Origin of the sequence: Hoyosella subflava DQS3-9A1 (genome assembly GCF_000214175.1) — a bacterium.
In the GTDB taxonomy this organism is placed as follows: Bacteria; Actinomycetota; Actinomycetes; order Mycobacteriales; family Mycobacteriaceae; genus Hoyosella; species Hoyosella subflava.
Window position 1 is genome coordinate 1990720 of record NC_015564.1, and the last position, 23456, is coordinate 2014175.

Here is a 23456-nt window from a genome sequence, read left to right on the forward strand (position 1 = left end):
GACCAGGTACTGACATTGGCCGGCAGAATTCCGGCCCTGGCATGTAACGGTGGTCTACAGAGTGACGTTCGAGCGCACAGGAGAACAGGGCAATCCAGCCGGCGACGGAACCGGCTATGTCGGTCCCGGGTCGTCGCGGCCCGGGCAGCTCCCGCCGTCAGCGACGCTGGAAGACGATGCAAAGCTGCTCGAACGCACCGCGCACGAAGTGAAACGCGTCATCGTGGGTCAGGATGCTCTGGTAGAGCGGCTGCTGGCAGGGATGCTGGCTAGAGGTCACGTCCTGCTCGAGGGTGTTCCCGGTGTGGCTAAGACGCTTGCCGTGTCGACGCTGGCGCAGGTGATAGGTGGTAGCTTCTCGCGCGTCCAGTTCACGCCAGACCTAGTGCCGACCGACTTGATTGGTACTCGTATCTACCGGCAGGGCCGAGAGCAGTTCGATACCGAACTCGGCCCGGTTGTTGCGAACTTCGTCCTTGCGGACGAGATCAACCGCGCCCCCGCGAAGGTTCAGTCCGCTCTACTCGAGGTGATGGCTGAACGCCACGTGTCTATTGGCGGCAAGAGCTATCCAGTACCGGATCCATTCCTCGTCCTTGCGACGCAGAACCCAATCGAAAGTGAAGGCGTCTATCCGCTCCCAGAAGCACAGCGAGATCGCTTTCTCTTCAAAGTGCTGGTCGATTACCCCTCGATGGCTGAAGAACGCGAGATCGTCTACCGGATGGGTGTGACGCCGCCGGAGGCGCGCCGGATTCTGGACTCTTCCGAGGTTATTCGCTTGCAGCGCACCGCGAGCAACGTCTTCGTGCACCATGCGCTCATTGATTATGTTGTGCGAGTCATCACAGCCACGCGTGACCCTGCAAAGTTCGGTATGGATGATGTGGCGGGCTGGCTCGCGTACGGCGCTTCACCGCGTGCGACGCTCGGTATCATCGCCGCGGGCCGTGCCCTAGCGCTCATGCGGGGGCGGGATTACGTCGTGCCCCAGGATGTCGTCGAAATCATCCCGGATGTGCTCAGGCATCGTCTCGTGCTCAGCTATGACGCGATGGCGGACGAGATCACCCCCGATTCCATTATCGACCGTGTGCTGCGGACGGTGGGCTTGCCACAAGTGACCGCACAGCCCGTGGGTGCAGCACCGCAGTCACCTCGGTGACGCGGAATGATGATGCAGCAAGGCGACGCCCGGGCGGGCGGTCCTCCTGAGAAGCGGCGGCACCCCGCACCGCCCTCATTTGCCAGCGGTGAACTGCGCGATCCACAGCTCGCTGCGGCGTTGCGCACTCTGGAACTCACCGTCCGCCGCAAGCTGGATGGTGTCCTCCACGGCGACCATCTGGGTTTGATTCCCGGTCCAGGTTCCGAGCCCGGTGACGCGCGAATGTACCAGCCTGGCGACGACGTCCGCCAGATGGACTGGTCGGTGACCGCCCGGACGACACACCCGCATGTTCGCCAGACGATTGCCGATCGTGAACTCGAAACGTGGATTGTGCTCGACCTGTCGGCGAGCCTCGACTTCGGCACTGCGGACAGCGACAAGCGGGACTTGGCGGTGGCGGCGTGTGCGGCAATCACCTACCTCACTGGAGGCGGCGGGAATCGCATCGGCGCTATCGTCGCGACTGGTGCCGATACGATCCGTGTGCCTGCAGGTTCAGGCATGCATCACAGGCAGACACTGCTCCGGAAGATCGCGACGACGCCGCGCGCCGCCTCCGGCACTCGCGGCAGCCTCGATGCTGCCATCGATGCGCTGCGCCGACCGCAGCGGCGCCGTGGACTCGCGGTGATTATCAGTGACTTCCTCGGCCCCATCGACTGGGAGCGTTCGCTGCGCGCTGTTTCAGGTCGTCATGACCTGCTCGCCGTGGAAGTGCTGGACCCGCGTGACCTGGAACTGCCCGATGTGGGACTGGTAACCCTGCAGGACCCTGAGTCGGGCGCCACGAAGGAAGTAAAAACAACGAGGAAACTGAGGAACGATTTCGCGGCTGCCGCTGAGCAGCACCGCGACGACGTTGCAGCGGTGTTGCGGCGGTGCGGTTCGCCTCTGCTTTCCCTTCGCACTGACCATGACTGGATTGCCGACATCGTGCGTTTCGTCGTGTCGCGACGTTCCAGGCTCAGCGTGTCGGCCGGTATTCGTGCTGGAGCTGGACGATGAGTGTGTCGGATTTCGCGAGCCCCTGGTGGTTGCTGTTCCTGCTCGTGATCGTGGCCCTCACTGGCGGGTACGTTATCGCGCAGCGGCTGCGGCAGCGAAACGTGATGCGGTTCACCAACCTGGCGCTTCTCGAAAAAGTTGCGCCGCGACGGCCGCGAGCGGAACGGCACGTTCCTGCAGTTTTGCTTCTGGTGGGGCTTGCAATGCTCACCGTGGCGCTGGCGTCGCCCACCAAAGAGCAGCGTGAACCACGAGATCGGGCGACTGTCATTCTCGCCATCGACGTCTCGCTGTCGATGGAGGCGACGGACGTGCTCCCGTCCAGGCTGATCGCTGCGCAAGAGGCGGCGAAGAGTTTTGCGGAGGGTCTGCCCCCAGGGCTGAACCTGGGGCTTGTGAGTTACGCCGGAACCGCGTCCGTGCTGGTCCCACCGACGACGGATAGGTCGCCCGTCACCTCTGCGATAGACCGCCTGCAACTCGCTGAGCGCACAGCGACAGGCGAAGCTATCTTCACAGCACTGCAGGCGATAGATTCACTAGCCGCCATAGTGCCAGCCGGGGAAGAGCCCCCGCCGGCTCATGTGGTCCTTCTCTCCGACGGAAAGCAGACTGTCCCACGCGAAATGGATGCGCCGCGAGGTGGATTCACTGCCGCGCGTCTCGCTGCAGACCGGGGAATTCCGGTGTCGACAATATCGTTTGGCACCATGCTGGGCACGGTCACCATCGAGGGGCAAACAATCCCCGTCCCCATCGATGAGCCAGCAATGCGTGAGATAGCGGACATTTCTGACGGCGAGTTCTACACGGCGGCGAGCCAGGACGAACTCGAGGCCGTCTACGAGACGCTTGAGTCCCAGATTGGGTACGAAATCGTCCGGGGTGACGCGAGTCAGCCCTGGTTGATTCTCGGGACGATAGTAATTGCGGCAGCAGGTGGGGCTGCGTTGCTGATCAGTCGCCGCATCCCATAAAGCCACTGGCCGACGATCACGATTTGTACTGAACCGCCATCCGGTGTCGAACCTGCTGCCCTCACCAGATAAGTTGACAGCCATGCCTACCGACGAAGCTGCAGGTTTTACCTCTCGCTCTGTTCTGGTCACCGGTGGCAACCGTGGCATCGGTCTTGCGATAGCTCGCAGGCTGGTCGCCGACGGGCACAAGGTGGCAGTCACGCATCGCGGCTCCGGCGTTCCGGATGGCCTCTTCGGTGTCAAGTGTGACGTCACGGACTCCGCATCAGTCGATGCGGCGTTCAGCGAGGTCGAGGCGCATCAGGGACCGGTCGAGGTTCTGGTCGCGAATGCTGGAATCACCGACGACACTTTGCTGATGCGAATGAGCGACGAACAGTTCGAACGTGTACTCGATGCCAACCTGACTGGGTCGTTCCGGGTAGCGAAACGCGCGACCCGCGCCATGCTTCGAGCCAGGTTCGGCCGTTTCATTTTTCTCGGCTCGGTAGTCGGCCTTGCCGGCGGACCTGGCCAGATCAACTATTCGTCGTCCAAAGCGGGGCTGGTCGGAATGGCACGGTCCCTCACGAGGGAACTCGGATCCCGATCGATTACTGCGAATGTCGTCGCGCCCGGCTTCATCGAAACCGACATGACCGCGGACCTGGCTGATGACCACAAGAAGATGATTGTGGGTGCGGTACCGGCGGGGCGTGCTGGCAAGCCGGAAGAGGTCGCCGCGGTCATCAGTTGGCTCGCGTCCGACGATTCCCGCTATGTCACGGGTGCTGTCATTCCAGTTGACGGTGGTCTCGGGATGGGGCACTGATTCGCACCTCGACTGGGCGGGGTTCTGGCAAGGTTCTGGCAGTCACACAACACGGAGGTAGATAAGTGAGCGGTCTGCTCGCGGGGAAACGACTCCTCATCACCGGTGTCATCACGGACGCGTCTATCGCTTTTCACGTCGCGAAGACGGCCCAGGAGCAAGGGGCCCAGGTAGTCCTCACCGGTTTCGCGCGGATGAGGCTGATCGAGCGGATCGCGAAGCGTCTGCCCGCTGAGGCTCCCGTCGTGGAACTCGATGTGCAGAACCAAGAGCACCTCAACACGCTCGCTGAGCGCGTGCGCGAACACGTGGACGGAATCGACGGGGTGGTGCACTCGATCGGTTTCGCGCCACCTTCGTGCCTTGGCAGTCCCTTTCTTGATGCGCCGTGGAGCGATGTGGCTGTCGCAATGGAAGTGTCTGCTTACTCGTACGCCTCGTTAGCGAAGGCAGCCCTGCCTCTGATGTCCGCGGGCGGATCGATCGTGGGGATGGATTTCGATCCACGCGCCGCCATGCCGTTCTACAACTGGATGGGCGTGTCGAAGGCGGCGCTGGAGTCAATTAACCGATATGTGGCCCGCGAAGCCGGCGCGCTTGGAATCCGGTCCAACCTCGTGGCTGCGGGACCCATCCGAACCCTCGCGGCCAAAGCGATCGCGGGCGCCGCGACAGGCGCGGGTGAAGAGTTGCAGCGCATGAACGAGAAGTGGGAAGAGCGCGCGCCACTGGGTTGGGATGTTGACGACCCGACGCCGGTGGCGCAAACGGTATGCGCCGTGTTGTCGGACTGGCTGCCGAAAACCACCGGAACCGTGATCTATGTCGACGGCGGTACCAGTACGCAGGCATTCTGAACGTCATGAGCTCTGGTGGATATGACGCGTTGTTGCTGCTGTCTTTCGGCGGCCCGGAGAAGCCGAGCGATGTGCGGCCCTTTCTGGAGAACGTCACACGTGGCCGAAATGTACCTTCCGCCCGCCTAGATGAGGTGGAGCAGCACTATCTGCACTTCGGTGGCGTCTCTCCGATCAATGAGCTGAATAGGCAGATCATCGCAGCGGTCAAGAAGGAACTCGATGCCGCGGGCCTCGATCTGCCAGTGTATTTCGGCAATCGGAATTGGCATCCGCTGGCTGAGGACACTGTCGAGGAGATGGCGGACGCGGGCGTCGATCGTGCCTTGGTCTTCCCTACATCAGCGTGGGGTGGATACTCGGGGTGCCGTCAGTACCACGAAGACATCGCGCGCGCCAGGGCGTCCGTCGCGGAGAACGGAAATGAAGCGCGGAACGCTCCAGAGTTGGTGAAAATGCGGCACTATTTTGATCATCCGCTACTGGTTGATGCGTTCGCCGACGCGATACGCAGGGCGCGGGACGAGTTGCCACCATCGCTGCGGAACGGCGCGAGGCTGGTGTTCACGGCTCACTCGATACCTGTCGCCGCGGATGAGTCGGCCGGGGTACCGAGCGAGGGCGGCCACCTGTATAGCCGTCAAGTTCGTGAGGCGGCGAGGCTCTGCGCTGAAGCATCGGGGGTCGACGAGTACGACGTGGTGTGGCAGTCGCGTTCTGGTCCAGCGCACATTCCTTGGCTTGAGCCCGATATCTGCGACCACCTTGAGTCCCTTGCTGAAGCGGGGGAGAAGGCGGTCATCGTCTGTCCGGTGGGTTTCGTGTCCGATCACCTCGAGGTCGTGTGGGACCTCGACACTGAGGCGAAGGAGAAGGCCGCCGAACTCGGCATGGGTTTCGCGCGCGCTGCGACACCCGGCACAGATCCGCGATTCGCGAAACTGGTGGTGGAACTCGTAAGCGAGGCAATCGGCCTGGCTGTACCGCGCCGCCTCGGCACGGAGCCTTCGAGGGGCACGGCGGTGAACGGCTCACCCTGCCTGCCAGGCTGTTGTCAGGTCCGTCGGCGGGTTTCGGCGACGCAAGCGTGAACCGCCGCGAGGCGGGCTTCACGGACTGCGGTGCGCAACGGGCGTAGGAGCGACTCCCGGTTTTCGGCCTGCGCCGCGGAGATCGCGCCGATCGGCCCATGCTGGTCGGCGACCGTCAGGATTGCATCAATCTCGTTTGCCGCGTCGAAGACGCGTGCGGCGCGCGGCGGGATGCTGTCGGGGTAGCGGACAGCCGAGAGATCGGCGAGCGCTTCGACGATCATCGGACGCACATCCTGTCCACCCGACGTGTCGATGAATTCGAGTTTCGCCAGCGCCGTCGCGGCTTCCCTGGTGGCCTCCCGGAGCATGAGTTCCGCATCACCAAGCGCAGGATAATCGGGTTCGGTTCCGGGACAGGGGAGGCTGTACACGGACCAGCGCAGCGCTTCGGCGCCTTCAGGTGCTGGAACGAGACCGATAACGTCGGTAGCACCTGCGAGGATGACCCCTTCGCCCGCTCCTGCCGCTGCCGTGGCGAAGGGCGATCCGAGCGGGACACCACGAAAGTCACCCGGTGCGGGAAGCACCAGCCGGAACGATTGTGCCGCTGCGGCTCCGGACCGGAGAAGGCGCAGGAGGTGAGCGGCGGTGCCATCCGATTCCGAGAACCAGTGCGGGTCAACGCCGCCGCTGGCCACGCGATCGCCGGAAACCACGACGTGGAGTGGCGCCCACTGGCGCAGCGCGTCGATCACGTCGTCGGGCGCGGCGCGCCCGGCCAGCCAGGAACTGCCCCAGACTGTGAGAGTGGCGCTCGGAGTCGACATGACAGACCAGCATAGATCGGCGTGGCTGCTATCGGTACCTCGGTCTAGCTCATAAGGTTTCCGCCGTGGTGGATGACAGGTATTCAGGGGACATCCTTTCGGGCCATTCACGGTCGCAGCGAAAGTCGTATCCGGCAATAGCCGCGGAGCACGGCATGGTGGTGGAAGACGCCGTGTCGGGCTACTGCGGGGCGATCCTCGGGTTCGAGCGCACCTACGATGGCGACTTCGTGCGGTTAGAAGACGCGTCACGATGCACGCGGCTTTTCCGCCTGCGCGAAGGCGGGTTCCTTCTCGAAGGGCGACGGGTAACGCTGACGAAACCCGCAGTCCGCGCTGCTGCGGCACCGCGAAAGTCGGCGTCCGGTTCGGTGCGTGTAGCTGATGTGCGTGCGCGAACCGCCCGCGCGAGCCGGATCTGGGTAGAGGGCGTGCATGACGCCGAACTTGTCGAGCGTGTGTGGGGGCACGATCTGCGGGTGGAGGGCGTCGTCGTTGAGCCTCTCGACGGTCTCGATAATCTCGGCGAGAAGCTTGCCCATTTCGATCTGGGGCCAGGCAGCAAAGTGGGTGTGCTCGTTGATCACTTGGTAGCCGGTTCGAAGGAGTCGCGTCTCACACAGAGTCTTGGACCGTACGTGATGGTCACAGGTCATCCATATGTGGACATTTGGGAGGCGGTCCGGCCTCAAGCGGTGGGAATCGCGGCGTGGCCCAAGGTCCCGATGGGGCAGGACTGGAAAACCGGGGTATGTGACGCTCTCGGCTGGGGAACACCGCAAGACGGGTGGCGGCATGTGCGAAATTCAGTATCGAGCTTTCGTGATCTCGAATCCGATCTGATTGGGGCAGTGGAGAGGCTTGTGGACTTCGTTACAGAACCCGAATAGGCGCGTGCGCACGTAATTGTTCGCGAATATTTGCCGACGTCATACGGGCGCGGTTGCCGGAATCGGTAAACGCGACTTAGATGGAGGCGTGGCAGCGATTCTGTGGTTTGTAGGCGCAGTGCTTCTTGCTGTCGCTGAGCTTCTAGTCGGTGAGTTCTTTCTGCTGATGCTTGCCGGTTCGGCGCTCGCGACAGCAGGATTCAGCTGGATTTTCGATTTTCCGGTCTGGGTGGACGCGCTCTTCTTCTTGGTGATGTCGGTTGCGCTGCTTGTCGGTGTGCGGCCGATCCTGTTAAGGAAGCTTCACACCAACCCGGCGATCGAGGGCACCGTCGCGGAACTGGAAGGCCGTACCGCGGTAGTGACACGAGAGATTACCGGCGAACAGGGTCAGATCAAGCTCATGGGGGAGCTCTGGACGGCACGCCCACTCGACATTACGGAAAAGTACCCTGAGGGTACATCGGTGACCGTGGCACACATTGATGGCTCGACAGCCATCGTCTGGAGGCAGCCCTGATGGAAGTTCTCGTTGTTGTTGCAGTACTCATACTGCTCGCCGTTGTGATACTCGCAAAGTCGGTCGTGCTGATTCCGCAGGCGGAGGCGGCGGTCATTGAGCGCTTCGGCAAATACACGCGAACGGTATCTGGACTTAACTTTCTCATCCCATTCGCTGATCGGGTCCGGTCCCGCGTGGATACGCGTGAGCAAGTGGTGTCTTTTCCGCCGCAGGCCGCGATCACGAAGGACAATTTGCGGCTGATGATCGATACGGTTGTCTATTTCCGTGTGACGGAGCCGCGAGCCGCGGTGTATGGCATCAACAATTACATCGGCGGTGTTGAGCAGCTGACCGTGACCACGCTGCGCAACGTTGTGGGCGGCATGACGCTTGAACAGACACTGACATCTCGCGATGCGATCAACCAGCAGCTCAGTGGCGCATTGGACGAGAAAACATCTAACTGGGGCCTGAAGATCGGTGGCGTGGAACTCCGCTCGATCGACCCGCCGCCGTCGGTTCAGGAATCGATGGAGAAGCAGATGAAGGCGGATCGCGAGAAGCGGGCGATGATTCTGACCGCCGAGGGGCAGAGGGAGTCCGCAATCCGTTCTGCCGAAGGTGAAAAGCAGAGCCGGATTTTGCAGGCAGAAGGTGCGAAGCAGGCGACGATCCTCGACGCAGAAGGTGAACGGCAATCCGCGATCCTGCGGGCCCGGGGTGACCGGGCGGCTGCGTACCTGCGGGCACAGGGCGAGGCCAAGGCGATCGAGAAGACTTTCGCCGCCATCAAGAAGGGCAGACCAACTCCAGAGCTGCTTGCCTACCGGTACCTACAGACCCTGCCCGAGATGGCTAAGGGTGACGCGAACAAGGTATGGGTCGTTCCCAGCGACTACAACGCTGCGCTGCAGGGCTTCGCGAAGCAGCTCGGCACGCCAGGACAGGACGGTGTGTTCCGGTTCGAGCCGAGTGAAGCGGACAGCGACCTCCCACGTCCCGAGGACGACCCCGACGACATCGAGGACTGGTTCGACATCAGCACCGACCCGGCGATCACCGCGGCTGTACAGGCCGCCGAAGCGGAAGCACAGAAGCCAGTCGAGATAGGTTTGTCGGAGCTGTCTGGTGGCGTGCCGGGCATGATCCCACCGAGTTCAGCACCGGAGCAGTAGGCCGCTCCGGGCCACGCCAGTAGTGAAGCTTTTGCCCCCGTCAGGGAGGTAAAAGCTTCACTATTTTTATCTATACTTCGGCCACCGCAATATGGTGTTCCGGATCAGCTTTGGCCGTCAGCTTCCGGTAGGTGAAAGTGAAGCCAGGCCACAGTGTCGAGTTGCGGCCCATTTCGTCGATGTACCAGCTATCGCACCCGCCCGCCAGCCACACTGTGCCTTGTGACTTTTCCTGGACAAAATCGACCCATTCCCGCTGGGCTTGCGGCATGGGTTCAATCGCGGCGAGTTTTCTTTTGCCAAGTTGCGCGATGGCATCGATGATATAGCGTAATTGCGCTTCGATAATGAAAACGATGGAGCTGTGGCCAAGGCCAGTGTTGGGGCCAACCATGTGGAAATAGTTGGGAAAGTCCGCAACGGTAATCCCCAGGTATGCTTCAGGGCTGCCTTTCCACACCTCATCAAGTGTGCGACCTGATCGTCCTTTAACGTTCTTCGCGATAGCGGCGTCGCTGACATGGAAGCCGGTTCCGTAAATTATGCAATCAACCGGATATTCTGTGCCATCTTTGGCTATCACCGAGTTTTCGGTGATCTGGGCAATTCCCGTTGTATTGACGTCGGCGTTACCCTGGTCCAGCGCCCGGTAATACGTGTTCGACATGAGGACACGTTTGCAGCCGAGCTGGAAGGTCGGGGCTACCTTCTTGCGCAGCTCCCGGTCTTTGATCTGGCGCCGAATGTTGTAACGCCCGACAGTTTCGGCAATGCGAAGGGCGGACCTTATCCGGGTGAAGCCTATGACGTAGCTTTCCCTGTACCAGTAGGTGATATAGCGCGCCAGGCGCTGCAAAAAAGGAACGTGGCGAAACAGTCGTTTCTCAAGTTTGGTGTAGGTTCGGTCGCGACGCGGCAAGATCCACGGCGCGGTGCGCTGGAACAGCACGAAGTGTTCGACCAGTGGCTGGATCTCTGGAACGAACTGGATCGCGGAGGCACCGGTGCCGATGATAGCTACCCGTTTACCGGCGATGTCGTACCCGTGGTCCCACCGTGCCGAATGAAAAGCGTTGCCGACGAAGGCTTCTTGCCCTGGAATCTCGGGGATCGCGACATCAGAAAGCGGGCCGGTGGCGTTGATGAAGATTGTGGCGCTGAGCGAACCGCGGTCAGTGGTGATCTGCCAGCGTTTCGCTGCATCGTCCCAGTAGGCGTCGAGCAGTTCGGTGCGGAGGTGCACCTTCGGCATAACTCCGAACTCGCGCGCCGTGCGCTGCAAGTAAGCGTAGATCTCGGGCTGCGGGGAGAATGTGCTGCTCCAGTGGGGGTTCCGCGCGAACGAGTAGGAATACAGCACGGAAGGCACATCGCACGCGCAGCCAGGGTACGAATTAGCCTCCCACGTCCCCCCAACGTCAGCGGCTTTCTCCACGACCACGTAGTCGTTCATGCCCGATTGACCGAGCCGAATTGCTGCACCGAGGCCGGAGAATCCAGCACCAGCGATCAGGATATGCACATGAGACGGAAGAGGTCGATGCGATTCTTGCCCGCCAACACTGTTCGGTGCGCTCATGGATTCTCGCTTCCGCCGACTCTCTGAGTGCTTTGTGCAGCCGCGCGATACCCTCGCCGGTCCAGCTACGACGTTACTCCTGAGATGATCACGGCCCGATGAGTTTGACGAGATCTCAGGTGACGATGAGGAATGCCGTACCGCTGGCAGCCGCAGCCCACAGAACACTCGTCGCAGTGCCGATGATGAATTGCTCCGAGGCATCGGGATTCCGGAGTTCCGGATAACGAGCGAGGCCCTTGACAGCCATGACGATGGCAATTCCTTGTGGCCACGCGGTGAGTATGGAGACTGCGACGGCTACGCGTTCAAGAATGCCGATTGTAAACCCGCCACGAAGTGGCCCCGGGGTATCGGAATCGTCCTCGGTCGCGGTAGTAGGTTTTGGATCTTCCCGTACAGAGCTGTCTGAATCGCGAGTCTCCCGCTGCTGCGAGCGGTGGTGGCTCCGTCTTTCACGCGCGGCTTCTCGGTGGGCGAGGCTGAATGCGCCGAGGACCACTGGTGAACCGCCCACCGCGGCGACCGCAACGGCGATGACCAGTACGGCGACTTGCACAGCTGGCACGGGTTGGGCGGCGGCCGCGCCCGCCAGCGCGGCGGCACCCAGGGCGAGCAGTGCTGAACCTGCGTGTACCCACGCTGGCAGTTCGGCGCGCTGCGGCAACTGAGCGGCAGGCGGGATGAGCGCGATGATGAGAGCGAGTACGAGGAACGCGATCGCGAGCGCTATCACTCTTCCTGGCCTCCTGTATCCGCAATCTCCAGGAGATGGACAGCGAGGTCGCGCGCGGGCCGCTCGACGTGCCACGAGGCGGCAGCTAGGCGCTGAGAGACTGCTTGTTTGCTGACTCCCAGCCGCGCGGCGGCTTCCGCTTGGGTCATACCTTGCGCCATCAGTTCCACCGCTTCATGTCCCTGCTGGGAGCGCCGGGACACGAGTATTCCGAGCAGGGAGAGTGCGGTCTCCGCTCGCGCTGCCGTTTCGGCGACAGGCCCCGCCACCGCGAGGCCCGCGAGGGAGTTCTTTGCCCTCGTCACTGCGTCGCGCGCGGCTTCAAAAGCGGGCCCGTGGCCGGCGCGTGTTGCTTGCGGCAGGGGTTCGCGTACCGTGCCGATCCCGATCCCGATGCTCCAATGGCCGTCACGAATGAGATCTAGTGCTGCTTCGACCACAGCCTCTGCTCCGTTGATAACGCCCTGCAGTTCATCTCCCGCTGTGCGTTCGAACGGACGGACCAGCACCTTCTGATTGAGTTCAGTCAGGACAGCGTCGACTCGATCAATGTCACGGCGGCTGCGCCGCTGGTCGACTGTCATGACGAACACGGCATAGCCTCCCGATGACTGCGTCAATACTCCCGACTTGATCTTAGTGTGCCGCGTCGGCGACGGGGTCGTGTGGCTGAAGGTGCAGTGCCTCACGCGCGCCGAGTTTGCTGTCGGCGATGAGGCCGATGACGCCGATGCCCAGCAGCGCGCCGGAAAGCAGGGCCAGTCGCGGATCGGTTTCGCCCGTAACTGCGTCGGCGAGGAGGATTACACCCACAGTGCCGGGCATCATCCCGAAGAACGTCGCGACCGCGAAGGGGAAGACGCGGACGGACGAGAGGGCGCAGCAGTAGTTGACGACGGAGAACGGAATTGGCGCGATCAGTCGTAGCGATGCGACGGCGAGCCACCCGCGCCGCGCCAGGCGCGCATTGACTTCGTGGAAGGTTGGGGCGGTGATTCGGGCGTGGACGAAGTCTCGCCCGAGTACGCGCACGAGCAGGAGCGCGATGACGGCGCTGAGCGTCCCCGCTCCGATCGCGATCATGATGCCCGGAAGGACGCCGAACAGCAGGCCACCAGTCACGGTGAACATGGTGCGGGGAATGGGGAACAAGGTGACTAGCACGTTTGCCACAAAGAAGAGGATCGGGAAGATTGGCCCGAACTCGGCTGCCCACTCACGCAACTCAGTCACTGTCGGTATCGGTACCCAGACGAGGACGGCTGCGCAGGTAACAATCAGCATGAGCGCGCCGAGTAGGCGTGTGCGGGAGAGCGAACGTGCCGATCGGGCCGTTTTCGACGCGACGGCGGTGAGTGACTCCGCGACTACGGACGCAGCGCGCCGGATTCCCCGAGACGCGTTGGGGGGTGCGATGGGCGGGTCGGTAGTCACGAATGAAAAGACTACGGTGCATTCTTCTGACGTAGAAACAAAGCGGGCAAATGTCACATACAACGAGCGGATTTTGCATTGTGACGTGCATCTCTGCCGCCGCTTTGTTGGGAGGCGGGGCACTGACGGTTCATGTCGCACACTAAACTCATTCGAATGACGGTCGACCGAACAGTGGAAGCTGAGCCGGGTGTGGGCCCCGATATCGAGGCATGGCGCCGGTCAGTCGCGGGCGTGCTGGCCAAATCGCGCCGAGTGAGTCCTGACGAACTGGGTGAACGTCCGGAAGATCTCCTGGCTATCAGAACCGAGGACGGCGTCACGATCCGCCCCCTCTATACGAGCGCGGATGACGTACCCGAGCAGCCGCTGCCAGGCCAGTTCCCCTTCACCCGCGGTGGTGATCCCCTACGCGACGTGAACCGTGGGTGGTCTGTCATGGCGCGGTTCGGGGTAAACGAACGGGATCCGGAGGCCGTCAACGAGAGCATCCTTGCCGCGCTTGAGAGCGGCACGTCTGCGTTGTGGCTGGCAGTGGGCGGCGACAATCTGCCCGTCGAAGCGATCGATCGTGCACTCAAGGGCGTGCTGCTCGATCTCGCTCCACTCACATTGGACGCGGGCGATCAGGCCGGGGCGGCAGCTAACGCGGTGCTTGCCCTGCTCGATGCACGAGCACGCGAGGGTGACGGCGTCACTGACCGTTCTCGCGTTTCCATTGGACTCGGCGCCGCGCCACTTACGACGCTCTTCGCGAACAATTACAGCCCGCTCGGTGACACCGCGAAGTTGCGGAGTGTCGACCTGCCGGGAGCGGTCAGGCTGGCAGCGACGGCGGTGAATCGCGAGGAGACGATCCGTGCGCTGATGGTCGATGCGACTGTCTTCCATGACGCGGGCAGCAGCGACGCGCAAGAAATCGGTGCGGCGTGTGCCGCGGGCGTTGAGTATGTGGAGGCGATGCTCGAAGCTGGCCTCAGCATTGACCACGCATTGGGGCAGATCGAGTTCCGTTTCGCCGCCACTGATGACCAATTCCAGAGCACCGCTAAGTTCCGCGCTGCCCGGCAGGTGTGGGCGCGGGTCGCTGATGTGCTTGGGGCTCGCGACGCGGGCGCCGCTCCGCAGCACGCGGTGACGTCATCGGCGATGATGACCCAACGCGACCCATGGGTGAATATGCTGCGCACCACTGTGGCGGCCTTCGGCGCAGGTGTTGGTGGTGCGGACACGGTAACGGTGCTGCCGTTCGACGCGGCGCTGCCCGCTGGTGCCCTCGGTGTGGCGGACAGCTTTTCCCAGCGCATCGCGCGTAATACGCAGTTGCTTCTCATCGAGGAATCGAACCTCGGCAGGGTGCTGGACCCGGCGGGCGGCTCGTGGTACGTCGAGAAGCTCACCTCCGACCTTGCTCACGCGGCCTGGGCTGTGCTCCAGAGCATTGATGGGGCGGGCGGCTTCTCCGCCACAGTGGAGTCGGGCTGGCTGTGCGGAAAGATCGAGGAGGTCCGCGCACACCGCGAGACGGAGATTTCCCGCCGGAAGATCAAGCTCACCGGTGTGAACGAGTTTCCTGACTCGGCGGAGAAGCCGTTGCCCGTTGGCCCGGACGGCACAGTGCCTGATCGTCTCGCCGCCGGTCGTGTCTTTCGGTACGCCGAGCCGTTTGAGAAGCTGAGGAATCGTTCTGATCTTCATCTTGCCGATAACGGATCGCGTCCCACAGTGTTTCTGGCGCCGCTCGGTCCGCTGGCAGAGCACAACATCCGGACGACATTTATCGCGAACCTGCTCGGATCGGGCGGTATCGAGGCAGTCAACCCTGGCGCTGTCGAGTCGTCCGGTCTTGCCGATGCCGCACGGCAGTCGGGAACCCGGGTGGCAGTCATCTGTGGCACTGACAAACGCTATGCCCAGGAGGCGCCCGACGCGGTGCGTGCGCTGCGGGAAGCGGGCATGACGAGCGTGATGCTCGCGGGACCTCAGTCCGCGTATCCGGACGAAAATACGGACGTGAGCCCTGATGCATATCTGGGGGCGGGAATTGATGCGGTCGCCGCACTTGCGGAACTGCTTGACACTCTGGGGGTCCGGTGACCACTGAATCAGCCGACAGGACGCAGACAGCGGGTCAGCAGCGGGACCGCAAGATTCCGAGGTTCGCTGATATCCCCTTCGTGGCCGCAGGAGCTGACCACCAGGCTCCTCCCACCGAGGAGGAAGCGCGTGCCCATGAGGCCGCAGCCGCGCAAGCGAACAATTACGCGGTTGAAGACGTCGTGTGGCACACCCCAGAGGGCATCGACGTTCGGCCCTTGTTCACGTCATCGGACCGCGACAGGGCCGTTGCTGAGGGGTACCCGCTTGAAAGCGTTCCGGGCGCGGCGCCATTCATCCGGGGGCCATACCCCACGATGTACGTCAATCAGCCGTGGACGATCCGCCAGTACGCGGGCTTTTCGACCGCCGCGGAATCGAACGCGTTCTACCGACGCAACCTTGCGGCAGGCCAGAAGGGCCTTTCTGTAGCGTTCGATCTCGCGACGCACCGGGGTTATGACTCCGACCATCCGCGCGTTCAGGGCGACGTCGGAATGGCAGGCGTCGCGATCGACTCGATTCTCGACATGCGGCAGTTGTTCGACGGTATCGACCTGGGCGCCGTATCTGTGTCGATGACCATGAATGGTGCGGTTCTGCCGATCCTCGCGCTTTATGTCGTGGCAGCTGAGGAACAGGGGGTGCCAGCAGAGAAACTGTCCGGGACCATCCAGAACGACATCCTCAAAGAATTCATGGTCCGTAACACCTACATTTATCCGCCGAAATCGTCGATGCGTGTCATTTCGGACATCTTCTCCTTTACAAGCACGAAGATGCCGAAGTTCAACTCCATATCCATTTCGGGCTATCACATCCAGGAAGCTGGTGCGACAGCAGATCTCGAGCTCGCATACACTCTCGCCGACGGAGTCGAATACATCAAGGCTGGCCTTGAAGCTGGTCTCGACATTGATGCGTTCGCGCCCCGCCTGTCGTTCTTCTGGGGCATTGGCATGAACTTCTTTATGGAGGTCGCCAAGCTTCGCGCGGGACGTTTGTTGTGGAGCGAACTAGTCAGTTCGTTCGATCCGAAGAACCCGAAGTCGTGTTCGCTGCGAACGCATTCGCAGACGTCAGGCTGGTCTTTGACCGCTCAGGACGTGTTCAACAACGTCGCTCGCACGTGTGTCGAGGCGATGGCAGCCACCCAGGGACATACGCAGTCTCTGCACACGAACGCGCTCGACGAGGCGCTGGCGCTGCCCACCGACTTCTCCGCCCGCATCGCGCGCAACACGCAGCTGCTGTTGCAGCAGGAATCCGGAACGACTCGGCCGATCGATCCGTGGGGCGGCTCGTACTACGTCGAGACCCTGACTCACGAACTGGTGAAACGGGCACGGGCCCACATCGACGAGGTACGTGAGCACGGGGGCATGGCGCAAGCTATCAGCGACGGCATACCGAAGCTGCGAATTGAAGAAGCCGCGGCACGTACCCAGGCGCGCATTGATTCGGGTCGGCAGCCGGTTATCGGCGTCAACAAATATCAGGTGGACGACGACCACCCGATTGAAGTTCTCAAGGTGGAGAACTCTCGTGTCCGGCGTGAACAACTCGAGAAGCTCGAGCGTTTGCGCGCAGACCGCGACGCGACGGCAGTCCGCGAAGCCCTTGAGAAGCTGACTCAAGCCGCCGCCAATCCGGCGCCGGGTCTGGAGCATAATCTCCTTGCGCTCGCGATCGACGCCGCGCGTGCGAAAGCGACAGTGGGGGAAATCTCCGATGCACTCGAGAAGGTGTACGGCCGTCATCAAGCCGAGATCCGAACTCTCAGCGGTGTTTACAAGGACGAGGCGGGATCCGTGAGCAACGTCGCTAAAGCCACCGAACTCGTGCAGCGTTTCGCCGAGGAGGAAGGTCGCCGCCCACGCGTACTCGTGGCGAAAATGGGCCAGGACGGGCACGATCGCGGCCAGAAAGTCATCGCGACGGCGTTCGCCGATATCGGTTTCGATGTCGACGTGGGACCCCTGTTCCAGACGCCCGATGAGGTGGCACAGCAAGCTGCCGACAACGACGTGCATGTCGTGGGTGTCTCCTCGCTGGCAGCCGGCCACCTCACCCTTGTGCCTGCCCTGCGCGACGCGCTCGCTGAGGCCGGTCGCCCCGACATCATGATCGTCGTTGGCGGTGTGATCCCGCCCGGTGATTTCGATGAGCTTTACGCAGCCGGCGCATCGGCGATCTTCCCGCCGGGAACCGTGATCGCTGACGCCGCGTCCGGCTTGCTGCGTACCCTTGCTGACCGCCTCGGCCACGACCTAGGTGAGACCGCCTGACGATGGATGCAGAAGCGATCGCGACGGCGGTCCAGGAGAACCGCCGCGCGGATCTCGCACGGGCCATCACGCTCGTCGAATCGACACGCAAAGACCATCGTGACGTCGCCCAGCAGATACTGCTGAAACTGCTGCCCGGCGCGGGCAGTGCCTACCGCGTCGGCATAACCGGTGTTCCCGGGGTGGGCAAATCCACGTTCATCGACGCGCTCGGCATGTATTTGCTCGAGAAGGGGCACAAGGTCGCGGTGCTGGCAGTCGACCCTTCATCGACGCGTACCGGTGGGTCGATTCTCGGCGATAAGACGCGGATGGCCCGACTGTCGCTCGAACGTGATGCCTACATCCGTCCGTCCCCGACTGCGGGCACACTCGGTGGCGTCGCGAAGGCAACACGAGAGACGATGATCCTGGTCGAGGCAGCGGGTTACGACGTGATCCTTGTGGAGACCGTCGGCGTTGGACAGTCCGAGGTTGCGGTCGCGAACATGGTCGACTGCTTCTGTTTTCTCACACTCGCCAGGACGGGCGACCAGTTGCAAGGCATCAAAAAGGGCGTACTCGAACTCGCCGATGTCGTCGCGGTGAACAAGGCCGACGGCCCGTTCGAAAAGGACGCACAACGCGCGGCTCGCGAACTCGCGGGTGCTATGCGCCTCATTCATCCCCGCGATTCACTGTGGATGCCGCCCGTGCTGACAATGAGCGCGCTTGAGGGCATCGGGATAGAGGGTTTCTGGGAAACGGTGCTCAAGCACCGGGGCACGCTTTCGGACGCCGGAGTGTTCGACGAGAATCGTCGCCGGCAGCAGGTCGACTGGACGTGGAACATGGTCCACGACCAGATTCTCCAGCGCCTAGTGGACAGCCCCGGGGTTAAAGCCGTCCGCGGTGATGTCGAGAAGCAGGTCCGCGAGGGCACGCTGACCGCCGCGCTTGGGGCGCAACAGATACTTGACGCATTCGATAGCTGAGGCCGCGGCGTCAGGCTGGCTGGGCGCCGAATGCGCTGCCGACCTCCGCGGGGGTGAGCGGGCACCAGCCCCACTGGAGGGCACGGGCAAGCTGTGCGAGTTGGGGCAGCCGCCCGTAGAGGTCGCTGAGTATTTCACTGGCGCACATGTTGCGGGTCGTGCGGTCTGCTGACACACGCCCACCGCCAAGCAACACGATCCGGTCGCAATTCTCTGCCACGAAATCGAGATCGTGGGTGATAGTGATCACGGTCCGGTCGGCGTCGCGCAGTTCCGCGATGATCCGGGCAACGAGACCGATGGCGCGCGCATCAAGGCCGACTGTCGGTTCGTCGAGCACGACGATCGGCGTATTCATGGCCAGCACACTGGCGATGGTGAGGAGCTTCCGGTCCGCGTGCGACAGATCGTGAGGGTGAATGTCGCGTTTGTCGCTGAGTCCCGTTGCCTCAAGCGCGTCGTTTACCAGTGTGTCGATAGCGGTTCGTTTAAGCTGCCGCGGACCGAAAGCAACCTCGTCTTTCACGGTTCGGGCGAACAGCTGATCGTCCGGGTTCTGGAACACAAAGCCGATAGAGCGTGCGAGGAGCTCAGGTTGTGTTTCCCGCGTGAGGCGACCGCCAATTGAGACTGAGCCGATGTCCGGAAGCAGCGCACCGCTGAGGACACGAGCCAACGATGATTTGCCGGCACCATTGCGCCCAACAATTGCGACCTGGTTTCCTGGCGGGATCTCCAAGGTGACGCCACGAAGTGCGTGCACGCCGCGCGGATAGCTGGCGTGAACGTTGCGCAGGACCACGGCTGGGACATTCCTTGGCGGTGGCGCTGGCTCCGCCGGATCCGCTGGTGCTATCACTGGAGGGTGAGGTTCGTGCGCCAGGAAGCCTTCGAAGGCAGCCACTGCATCGTCCAGTGATACCGGCGGCATATCGGGGGCGATCGCGGCTTCCCACGCGGCTGCGGTGAACCGAGTTATCCCCGCCCCGCTCGCGGCGGCGAGTCGGGAACCAAGGACTTCACGCGGAGGTCCCGACGTCATCCGCTGGCCTTCTGAGAGCAAGTGGATCGTATCGGCATACTCGCGCAGAACCTCGGTTCGGTGCTCCACCATCACTACGGTCACGCCGGACGCCGCAATGTCCCGGAGAGTTTCGAATACTCGTTCAGTGCCTTGCGGGTCGAGCATGGTGGTGGGCTCATCGAGAACAAGAACGCGCGGGCGCTGAATCAGGGTTGCCGCGATCGCGACACACTGTTGTTCTCCACTGGACAGTGACTGCGGCGCGCGGTCGAGCAGTCCGCGCAAGCCGAGCCGGTCGGCGATATCGCGAACACGCGCGATCATGCGTTCGCGTGGCACACCACGGTTCGCGAGTCCGAAGGCTATTTCTTCGGCGACTGTTTCTGTGAACCCTGTGAGCTGCAGAGGAGGGTTGTCGCCGACGAAGGCGACAAGCCGCGAACGCTGCAGAGCGCCCGCTTCGCGGATGTTCCGTCCACCGACTTGAATGGAGCCGGTGAACTGGCCGGGGCCGCGCCAGCCAGCGATCAGCTTCGCGAGAGTGGTTTTGCCAGCTCCGTTCGGGCCAACGATGCCGCAAATGCTGTTGCGCGGAACATTAAGGGACACGTGCCGCAATGCGGAATCATTCGTGCCGAAATACGTGTAGCTGGCCTCGGAGATCGTGATCATGAGTGTCCCACCGTGAGCACGACGAGGACGAACGTCAGCGTGACAACTGGCGCGAGAACACAGAATGCACGTTCGGCATTCGAGAACGGTGCTGGCGAATACGCGGTCGGCCGCACCTGCGAACCGAAACCGCGCTGTTCGAGCGTGAACGCCCGTTGTTCGAGGTCGGCGAGCACGCCGAACACAACCGGTTTCACCACTGTGAGGAGCACACGAGTGCGGTGAGCGAGGTTGCCAGTCGTTCGGAGCCCGCGGGCACGCTGCGCGGCGAGCACGGACTGTGCCCGATCATTCAGCGCGGGAATCAGCGCGATCCCTGACGTGACCATGTAGCTGATCTTGGGGTTCAGTCCCGCGGTCGTCAAAGACGTCATCAGCCTCGACGGCGCAGTAGTCGCGGTGAACAGCACGAAAGCCGCAAGGATCGTTGCGATGCGCAGCGCATAGAGCGCAGCGAACTCGAGCCCTTCCACGGTCAGCCGTGCCGGACCGAACCCTGCGAGCAGGGTTTCACCCTCGGGGAAAAACAAACCCTGCAGCAGGAAGGAAAGTACCGCGAACGGTAATACCAGGCCAGCCCACCATTTGAGGATCTGCCGCGTGTTGTGCACCGTGACCGACAGCGTAAGCAGGGCACCGAGTGGCACAACGAGCCACCACCATGCGGGAACAGCGAAGACAAGCAGGGCGAGGCAGATGATCGCCACTAGTTTGGCCAAGGGGTTTCTGCGATGGAGCCATGATCGCCCGGGGGAATACAGTCGCACCGCTGCCTATTTTGCCGTACTGAGCGTGTGGCGCGCGGCAAACGTGAACTGTTGCGTGATTCGCAGCGGCAAGGCCGCGAGTATCAGCGCAACCATCGTAAACGTGATCGCTTTGTCGAGGGGATCGAACAGCAATCCCTGAATGGTGGTCGACTCGAGTAGCGAAAGCTCGACCGCGCGCAAGGCAGCGACTACGGCAGTAGCCCCTCCGCCGGTGACGCCGCCGAAGACGAAAGCCGCGATTGGAGCGGCGATGAGTGCCGCGCAAATTCCGGTCAGCCCTCCGCCGAATGGGACGAGATAAAAACGGCGGAACAATCCCGCTCGCGCGAGCAATCCGGCGAGAGCCCCAATCAGCGCGGCTACTACCGCAAAGGCGGCGGCGACGGGAGCAAGAGTCAGCCCCCAAACCACACTTCCCAGGACGCCAGTTGCAACCCCAGCGGCAGGACCGGCGAGCGCTGCAACCAGAACGGTGCCTATCGAGTCGAGATAGAGGGGAATACCCAGCAGCGACGTGATCTGGCCAACCACGATGTTCACTGCGATTGCGCTCGGAATAAGCACCACCGTCGTGAGTGGCAGCCGGTGCACGACACCGGCGAGGAGGAGCGCTGCGCCGAGCGTATTCCCGGCGAGAGCTGCGAGCGCGGGTACACCCGTGGCGTCTGCGAGGCCCTCGGGCCGCCAGTACACGAGTGACAGATACGTCGCGACAATGAGGGCAGCACCAAGGCCGATGAAGATTCGATGTCGTACTAGAAGGTTCCCACCCGTAGAGGCCTCCGGGGCCGCCATTCCACACTCCTGCGTTGATCGTGCTGATTCAAAGTGGATATGCCAGCCGCCGCTGCCCCGACGGCGATGTCGAGATTATCAGGTGTCGTGGTCGCCCGGTCTCGCACCATCCTCGTGCTCATCACTGGTTTCCTCGCTGTCCTGGCGAGATGAGCGGTATCGCAGCGTGATGACCGTGGCGGCAAACAGGATCGCACCGGCGATTATCGTGGGGACGACTCCGACCCGGTTGACGGTCCATGTTGCGATCTGCCGTGTCTCACTTCCTGGGTCAGCGAGTGCGACGAAGACAAATACGGCGGCGAGCACCGTCAGCACGCCAATGAGAGCCCTCGTACGCCGCTGGCCGAGTTCGGTTCTCTCGCTGAGGATTCGTCCGGCTTTGATGATCCTGCCCACCCGGAACAATCGGATGGCACCGACCCACATCAGCGCGCGGAGCACCTGGACTGGACCGAATGCGAGTAACACTGCCGGAACCGTGACTAGTGCGATGGCGAGCGTCCACCAGTGTCGTCTCGCCCAGCGGATCGCGTCGCCGCTGACGAAAAGCAGGATGAGCGACTCGCCGAGAATTATTACTGCTGATAGCCAGTTCAGGACAGTGCCGGTGGTCGCTACCGCGCCCTCGAATAGGGTGAGAAAAACCGCAGGAACGGACACGATTGCTGCGATCAGGACGGGCAGCGCGAAGCGGCGTTCGAGCTCCTCCGCGCGGGCAAAGCTCCGGTGACGTTTGCCGCCGCGCGACTCAGGCCTCATCGTGCTCATTGAAAGCGGCGGCGTACCCGCCTACGCGCTCAATGAGGTGCTGAATAAACGCTTCAGGGTCGGTGGCGACGGCAATGTCCGCGTTCGGCCCGCGGCCCCACATCCCGACCCAGTCGGCCACTGTCGCCCCTCGGGTCAGCGTGCCGGTTAGTTCGACGTCGACGGTCGCTGCGCGCGTGCGCACCCACTGGGGGTTGAGCGCCACCGCAGCGGCGAAAGGGTCGTGAATGTGTGCGATGAATCCTTGCTCATAGGCCCGGTGAAACTCCATGTAGAAGCGTAAAGCGTCGGATAGGTGACGTATCACGGGGTTGGGACATCGGGAGCGTTCCCCGAGGGGGTCGTCCGCGGCAATCCGTTCAGGCGGCAGTCCTGCCGCCTTCGCGAGTTCAGCAACGTGGCCGGGGCGCATAATCACACGTTCGGTGAGGTTGAGCCCGCAGATGATCGGCGGCTCGGCCGAAGTTCCGTCTTCGAACGCATCGAACACTAGTTTTGCCGCCTCGGGATCAACAGAGATGTTCCATTCTGCGACGGGGGTGGTGTTTCCCGGATGATTGAACGCACCCCCCATGACAACAAGACGCTTGAGCATCGACGGAAGGTCGGGCTCCTGCTCGAGGGCAAGCGCCAGGTTTGTCAACGGCCCGGTCACGACGCCGACGAGCTGGCCGGCGTGCTGACGTGCCAGGTCCACCCACACATCGGCCGCGCTGCGGCTGGAGAGGCTGCGGGTGGGCTTAGGTAGTTCGGCATAGCCGACCCCGTGTGGCCCATGCGTCTCCTCGCTAGTCTGCAGCGGGGCCGCCAAGGGCGCCTCCGCGCCGAGCGCAACCTCGATCTCCGGTGCGCCGCAAAGTTCAAGCCAGGCGAGATTGTTCGTAGCGACTTGTCGGGCTGCTACGTTGCCCCCCGTGCATGCGATGGCACGAATATCTGCCTCAGGACTAGCCAGGAGGTACAGGAGCGCGAGTGAGTCGTCGATTCCAGTATCGACGTCTAACATCAGCCGCTGACGCAACGATTCCCCTTTCTCAACTCCCTGACGAACCTATCCGATG

The 23456-nt window shown here is 62.6% G+C and carries 22 protein-coding genes; 12 read left to right on the forward strand and 10 right to left on the reverse strand.

Going from position 1 to position 23456, the window contains the following annotated elements; all coding sequences use genetic code 11:
* The first annotated feature begins 61 nt into the window (after window positions 1-61).
* From AS9A_RS09280 to AS9A_RS09305, 6 genes are all read left to right on the forward strand, one after another.
* Window positions 62-1165, forward strand: a complete 1104-nt coding sequence (locus tag AS9A_RS09280) for an AAA family ATPase (protein WP_013806716.1) — start codon at window positions 62-64, stop codon at window positions 1163-1165.
* A 9-nt stretch (window positions 1166-1174) separates the two neighbouring features.
* On the forward strand, window positions 1175-2176 hold the full coding sequence (locus AS9A_RS09285; RefSeq protein WP_407636572.1) for a DUF58 domain-containing protein: 1002 nt from the start codon (window positions 1175-1177) through the stop codon (window positions 2174-2176).
* Window positions 2173-3153: a VWA domain-containing protein gene (locus AS9A_RS09290; RefSeq protein WP_013806718.1), complete on the forward strand. Its 981-nt coding sequence runs from the start codon at window positions 2173-2175 to the stop codon at window positions 3151-3153. The genes AS9A_RS09285 and AS9A_RS09290 overlap by 4 nt, the downstream gene beginning before the upstream one ends.
* Window positions 3154-3235: 82 nt before the next feature.
* Window positions 3236-3967, forward strand: coding sequence for a 3-oxoacyl-ACP reductase FabG1 (gene fabG1 / locus AS9A_RS09295; RefSeq protein WP_041451741.1), 732 nt, complete (start codon window positions 3236-3238; stop codon window positions 3965-3967).
* 65 nt (window positions 3968-4032) lie between these two features.
* The gene (gene inhA / locus AS9A_RS09300) at window positions 4033-4824 is read left to right on the forward strand and encodes an NADH-dependent enoyl-ACP reductase InhA (protein WP_013806720.1); all 792 of its coding nucleotides are present in this window, start codon (window positions 4033-4035) and stop codon (window positions 4822-4824) included.
* Window positions 4825-4829: 5 nt separating this feature from the next.
* Window positions 4830-5915, forward strand: coding sequence for a ferrochelatase (locus tag AS9A_RS09305; protein ID WP_013806721.1), 1086 nt, complete (start codon window positions 4830-4832; stop codon window positions 5913-5915).
* On the opposite strand, the gene AS9A_RS09310 is transcribed toward AS9A_RS09305, so the two are convergent.
* Window positions 5879-6685 carry a type I toxin-antitoxin system ptaRNA1 family toxin gene (locus AS9A_RS09310; protein WP_013806722.1) on the reverse strand — a complete coding sequence of 269 codons (807 nt, stop codon included), beginning with the start codon at window positions 6683-6685 and terminating at the stop codon, window positions 5879-5881. The two genes, AS9A_RS09305 and AS9A_RS09310, sit on opposite strands and share 37 nt — an antisense overlap.
* 65 nt (window positions 6686-6750) lie before the next feature.
* Here AS9A_RS09310 and AS9A_RS09315 point away from each other — a divergent pair, with 65 nt between their 5' ends.
* From AS9A_RS09315 to AS9A_RS09325, 3 genes are all read left to right on the forward strand, one after another.
* On the forward strand, window positions 6751-7575 hold the full coding sequence (locus tag AS9A_RS09315; protein ID WP_013806723.1) for a DUF3097 domain-containing protein: 825 nt from the start codon (window positions 6751-6753) through the stop codon (window positions 7573-7575).
* Between the two features lie 88 nt (window positions 7576-7663).
* Window positions 7664-8095: an NfeD family protein gene (locus tag AS9A_RS09320; RefSeq protein ID WP_013806724.1), complete on the forward strand. Its 432-nt coding sequence runs from the start codon at window positions 7664-7666 to the stop codon at window positions 8093-8095.
* Complete coding sequence (locus AS9A_RS09325; protein ID WP_013806725.1) at window positions 8095-9255, forward strand: SPFH domain-containing protein; 1161 nt, start codon at window positions 8095-8097, stop codon at window positions 9253-9255. The genes AS9A_RS09320 and AS9A_RS09325 overlap by 1 nt, the downstream gene beginning before the upstream one ends.
* 70 nt (window positions 9256-9325) lie before the next feature.
* Here the strand turns inward: AS9A_RS09325 and AS9A_RS09330 are convergent, their stop codons facing one another.
* The 4 genes from AS9A_RS09330 to AS9A_RS09345 all read right to left on the reverse strand — a co-directional run bounded on the left by AS9A_RS09330 (window position 9326) and on the right by AS9A_RS09345 (window position 13004).
* The gene (locus tag AS9A_RS09330) at window positions 9326-10834 is read right to left on the reverse strand and encodes a flavin-containing monooxygenase (RefSeq protein ID WP_013806726.1); all 1509 of its coding nucleotides are present in this window, start codon (window positions 10832-10834) and stop codon (window positions 9326-9328) included.
* 115 nt (window positions 10835-10949) lie between these two features.
* Entirely contained in the window at window positions 10950-11570 is a 621-nt protein-coding gene (locus AS9A_RS09335; RefSeq protein WP_013806727.1) for a hypothetical protein, read from the reverse strand.
* Window positions 11567-12163: a helix-turn-helix domain-containing protein gene (locus tag AS9A_RS09340; RefSeq protein WP_013806728.1), complete on the reverse strand. Its 597-nt coding sequence runs from the start codon at window positions 12161-12163 to the stop codon at window positions 11567-11569. The genes AS9A_RS09335 and AS9A_RS09340 overlap by 4 nt, the downstream gene beginning before the upstream one ends.
* Window positions 12164-12206: 43 nt before the next feature.
* The gene (locus AS9A_RS09345) at window positions 12207-13004 is read right to left on the reverse strand and encodes a TVP38/TMEM64 family protein (RefSeq protein WP_237707895.1); all 798 of its coding nucleotides are present in this window, start codon (window positions 13002-13004) and stop codon (window positions 12207-12209) included.
* A 156-nt stretch (window positions 13005-13160) separates the two neighbouring features.
* On the opposite strand from AS9A_RS09345, the gene AS9A_RS09350 reads away from it, so the two are divergent.
* The 3 genes from AS9A_RS09350 to meaB are packed head-to-tail and all read left to right on the forward strand — an operon-like array spanning window position 13161 to window position 18363.
* Window positions 13161-15101 (forward strand): methylmalonyl-CoA mutase family protein, encoded by a 1941-nt coding sequence (locus AS9A_RS09350; protein WP_049793875.1) that lies wholly within the window; start codon window positions 13161-13163, stop codon window positions 15099-15101.
* Window positions 15102-15154: 53 nt separating this feature from the next.
* Window positions 15155-17389 carry a methylmalonyl-CoA mutase gene (scpA, locus tag AS9A_RS09355; protein WP_041451745.1) on the forward strand — a complete coding sequence of 745 codons (2235 nt, stop codon included), beginning with the start codon at window positions 15155-15157 and terminating at the stop codon, window positions 17387-17389.
* 2 nt (window positions 17390-17391) lie between these two features.
* Window positions 17392-18363 (forward strand): methylmalonyl Co-A mutase-associated GTPase MeaB, encoded by a 972-nt coding sequence (gene meaB, locus AS9A_RS09360; RefSeq protein ID WP_013806732.1) that lies wholly within the window; start codon window positions 17392-17394, stop codon window positions 18361-18363.
* Window positions 18364-18373: 10 nt separating this feature from the next.
* Here the strand turns inward: meaB and AS9A_RS09365 are convergent, their stop codons facing one another.
* The 5 genes from AS9A_RS09365 to AS9A_RS09385 form a co-directional block, all read right to left on the reverse strand.
* Complete coding sequence (locus AS9A_RS09365) at window positions 18374-20059, reverse strand: ABC transporter ATP-binding protein (RefSeq protein WP_013806733.1); 1686 nt, start codon at window positions 20057-20059, stop codon at window positions 18374-18376.
* Window positions 20056-20826 carry an energy-coupling factor transporter transmembrane component T family protein gene (locus tag AS9A_RS09370; RefSeq protein ID WP_083826505.1) on the reverse strand — a complete coding sequence of 257 codons (771 nt, stop codon included), beginning with the start codon at window positions 20824-20826 and terminating at the stop codon, window positions 20056-20058. The genes AS9A_RS09365 and AS9A_RS09370 overlap by 4 nt, the downstream gene beginning before the upstream one ends.
* 6 nt (window positions 20827-20832) lie before the next feature.
* On the reverse strand, window positions 20833-21624 hold the full coding sequence (locus tag AS9A_RS09375; protein WP_013806735.1) for a hypothetical protein: 792 nt from the start codon (window positions 21622-21624) through the stop codon (window positions 20833-20835).
* A gap of 78 nt (window positions 21625-21702) precedes the next feature.
* Window positions 21703-22386 (reverse strand): hypothetical protein, encoded by a 684-nt coding sequence (locus AS9A_RS09380; protein WP_013806736.1) that lies wholly within the window; start codon window positions 22384-22386, stop codon window positions 21703-21705.
* Window positions 22376-23401: a nucleoside hydrolase gene (locus AS9A_RS09385; RefSeq protein WP_041450986.1), complete on the reverse strand. Its 1026-nt coding sequence runs from the start codon at window positions 23399-23401 to the stop codon at window positions 22376-22378. Before AS9A_RS09385 ends, AS9A_RS09380 begins: the two co-directional genes overlap by 11 nt.
* Window positions 23402-23456: the final 55 nt, after the last annotated feature.

Excerpts from the sequence above, each read along its gene's own strand:
- AS9A_RS09285 (WP_407636572.1), top strand. The coding sequence starts at position 1,175 with ATGATGCAGCAAGGCGACGCCCGGGCGGGCGGTCCTCCTGAGAAGCGG.
- AS9A_RS09290 (WP_013806718.1), top strand. The coding sequence starts at position 2,173 with ATGAGTGTGTCGGATTTCGCGAGCCCCTGGTGGTTGCTGTTCCTGCTC.
- fabG1 (WP_041451741.1), top strand. The coding sequence starts at position 3,236 with ATGCCTACCGACGAAGCTGCAGGTTTTACCTCTCGCTCTGTTCTGGTC.
- AS9A_RS09305 (WP_013806721.1), top strand. The coding sequence starts at position 4,830 with ATGAGCTCTGGTGGATATGACGCGTTGTTGCTGCTGTCTTTCGGCGGC.
- AS9A_RS09310 (WP_013806722.1), bottom strand. The coding sequence starts at position 6,685 with ATGTCGACTCCGAGCGCCACTCTCACAGTCTGGGGCAGTTCCTGGCTG.
- AS9A_RS09325 (WP_013806725.1), top strand. The coding sequence starts at position 8,095 with ATGGAAGTTCTCGTTGTTGTTGCAGTACTCATACTGCTCGCCGTTGTG.
- AS9A_RS09330 (WP_013806726.1), bottom strand. The coding sequence starts at position 10,834 with ATGAGCGCACCGAACAGTGTTGGCGGGCAAGAATCGCATCGACCTCTT.
- AS9A_RS09350 (WP_049793875.1), top strand. The coding sequence starts at position 13,161 with ATGACGGTCGACCGAACAGTGGAAGCTGAGCCGGGTGTGGGCCCCGAT.
- meaB (WP_013806732.1), top strand. The coding sequence starts at position 17,392 with ATGGATGCAGAAGCGATCGCGACGGCGGTCCAGGAGAACCGCCGCGCG.
- AS9A_RS09365 (WP_013806733.1), bottom strand. The coding sequence starts at position 20,059 with ATGATCACGATCTCCGAGGCCAGCTACACGTATTTCGGCACGAATGAT.
- AS9A_RS09375 (WP_013806735.1), bottom strand. The coding sequence starts at position 21,624 with ATGGCGGCCCCGGAGGCCTCTACGGGTGGGAACCTTCTAGTACGACAT.
- AS9A_RS09380 (WP_013806736.1), bottom strand. The coding sequence starts at position 22,386 with ATGAGGCCTGAGTCGCGCGGCGGCAAACGTCACCGGAGCTTTGCCCGC.
- AS9A_RS09385 (WP_041450986.1), bottom strand. The coding sequence starts at position 23,401 with ATGTTAGACGTCGATACTGGAATCGACGACTCACTCGCGCTCCTGTAC.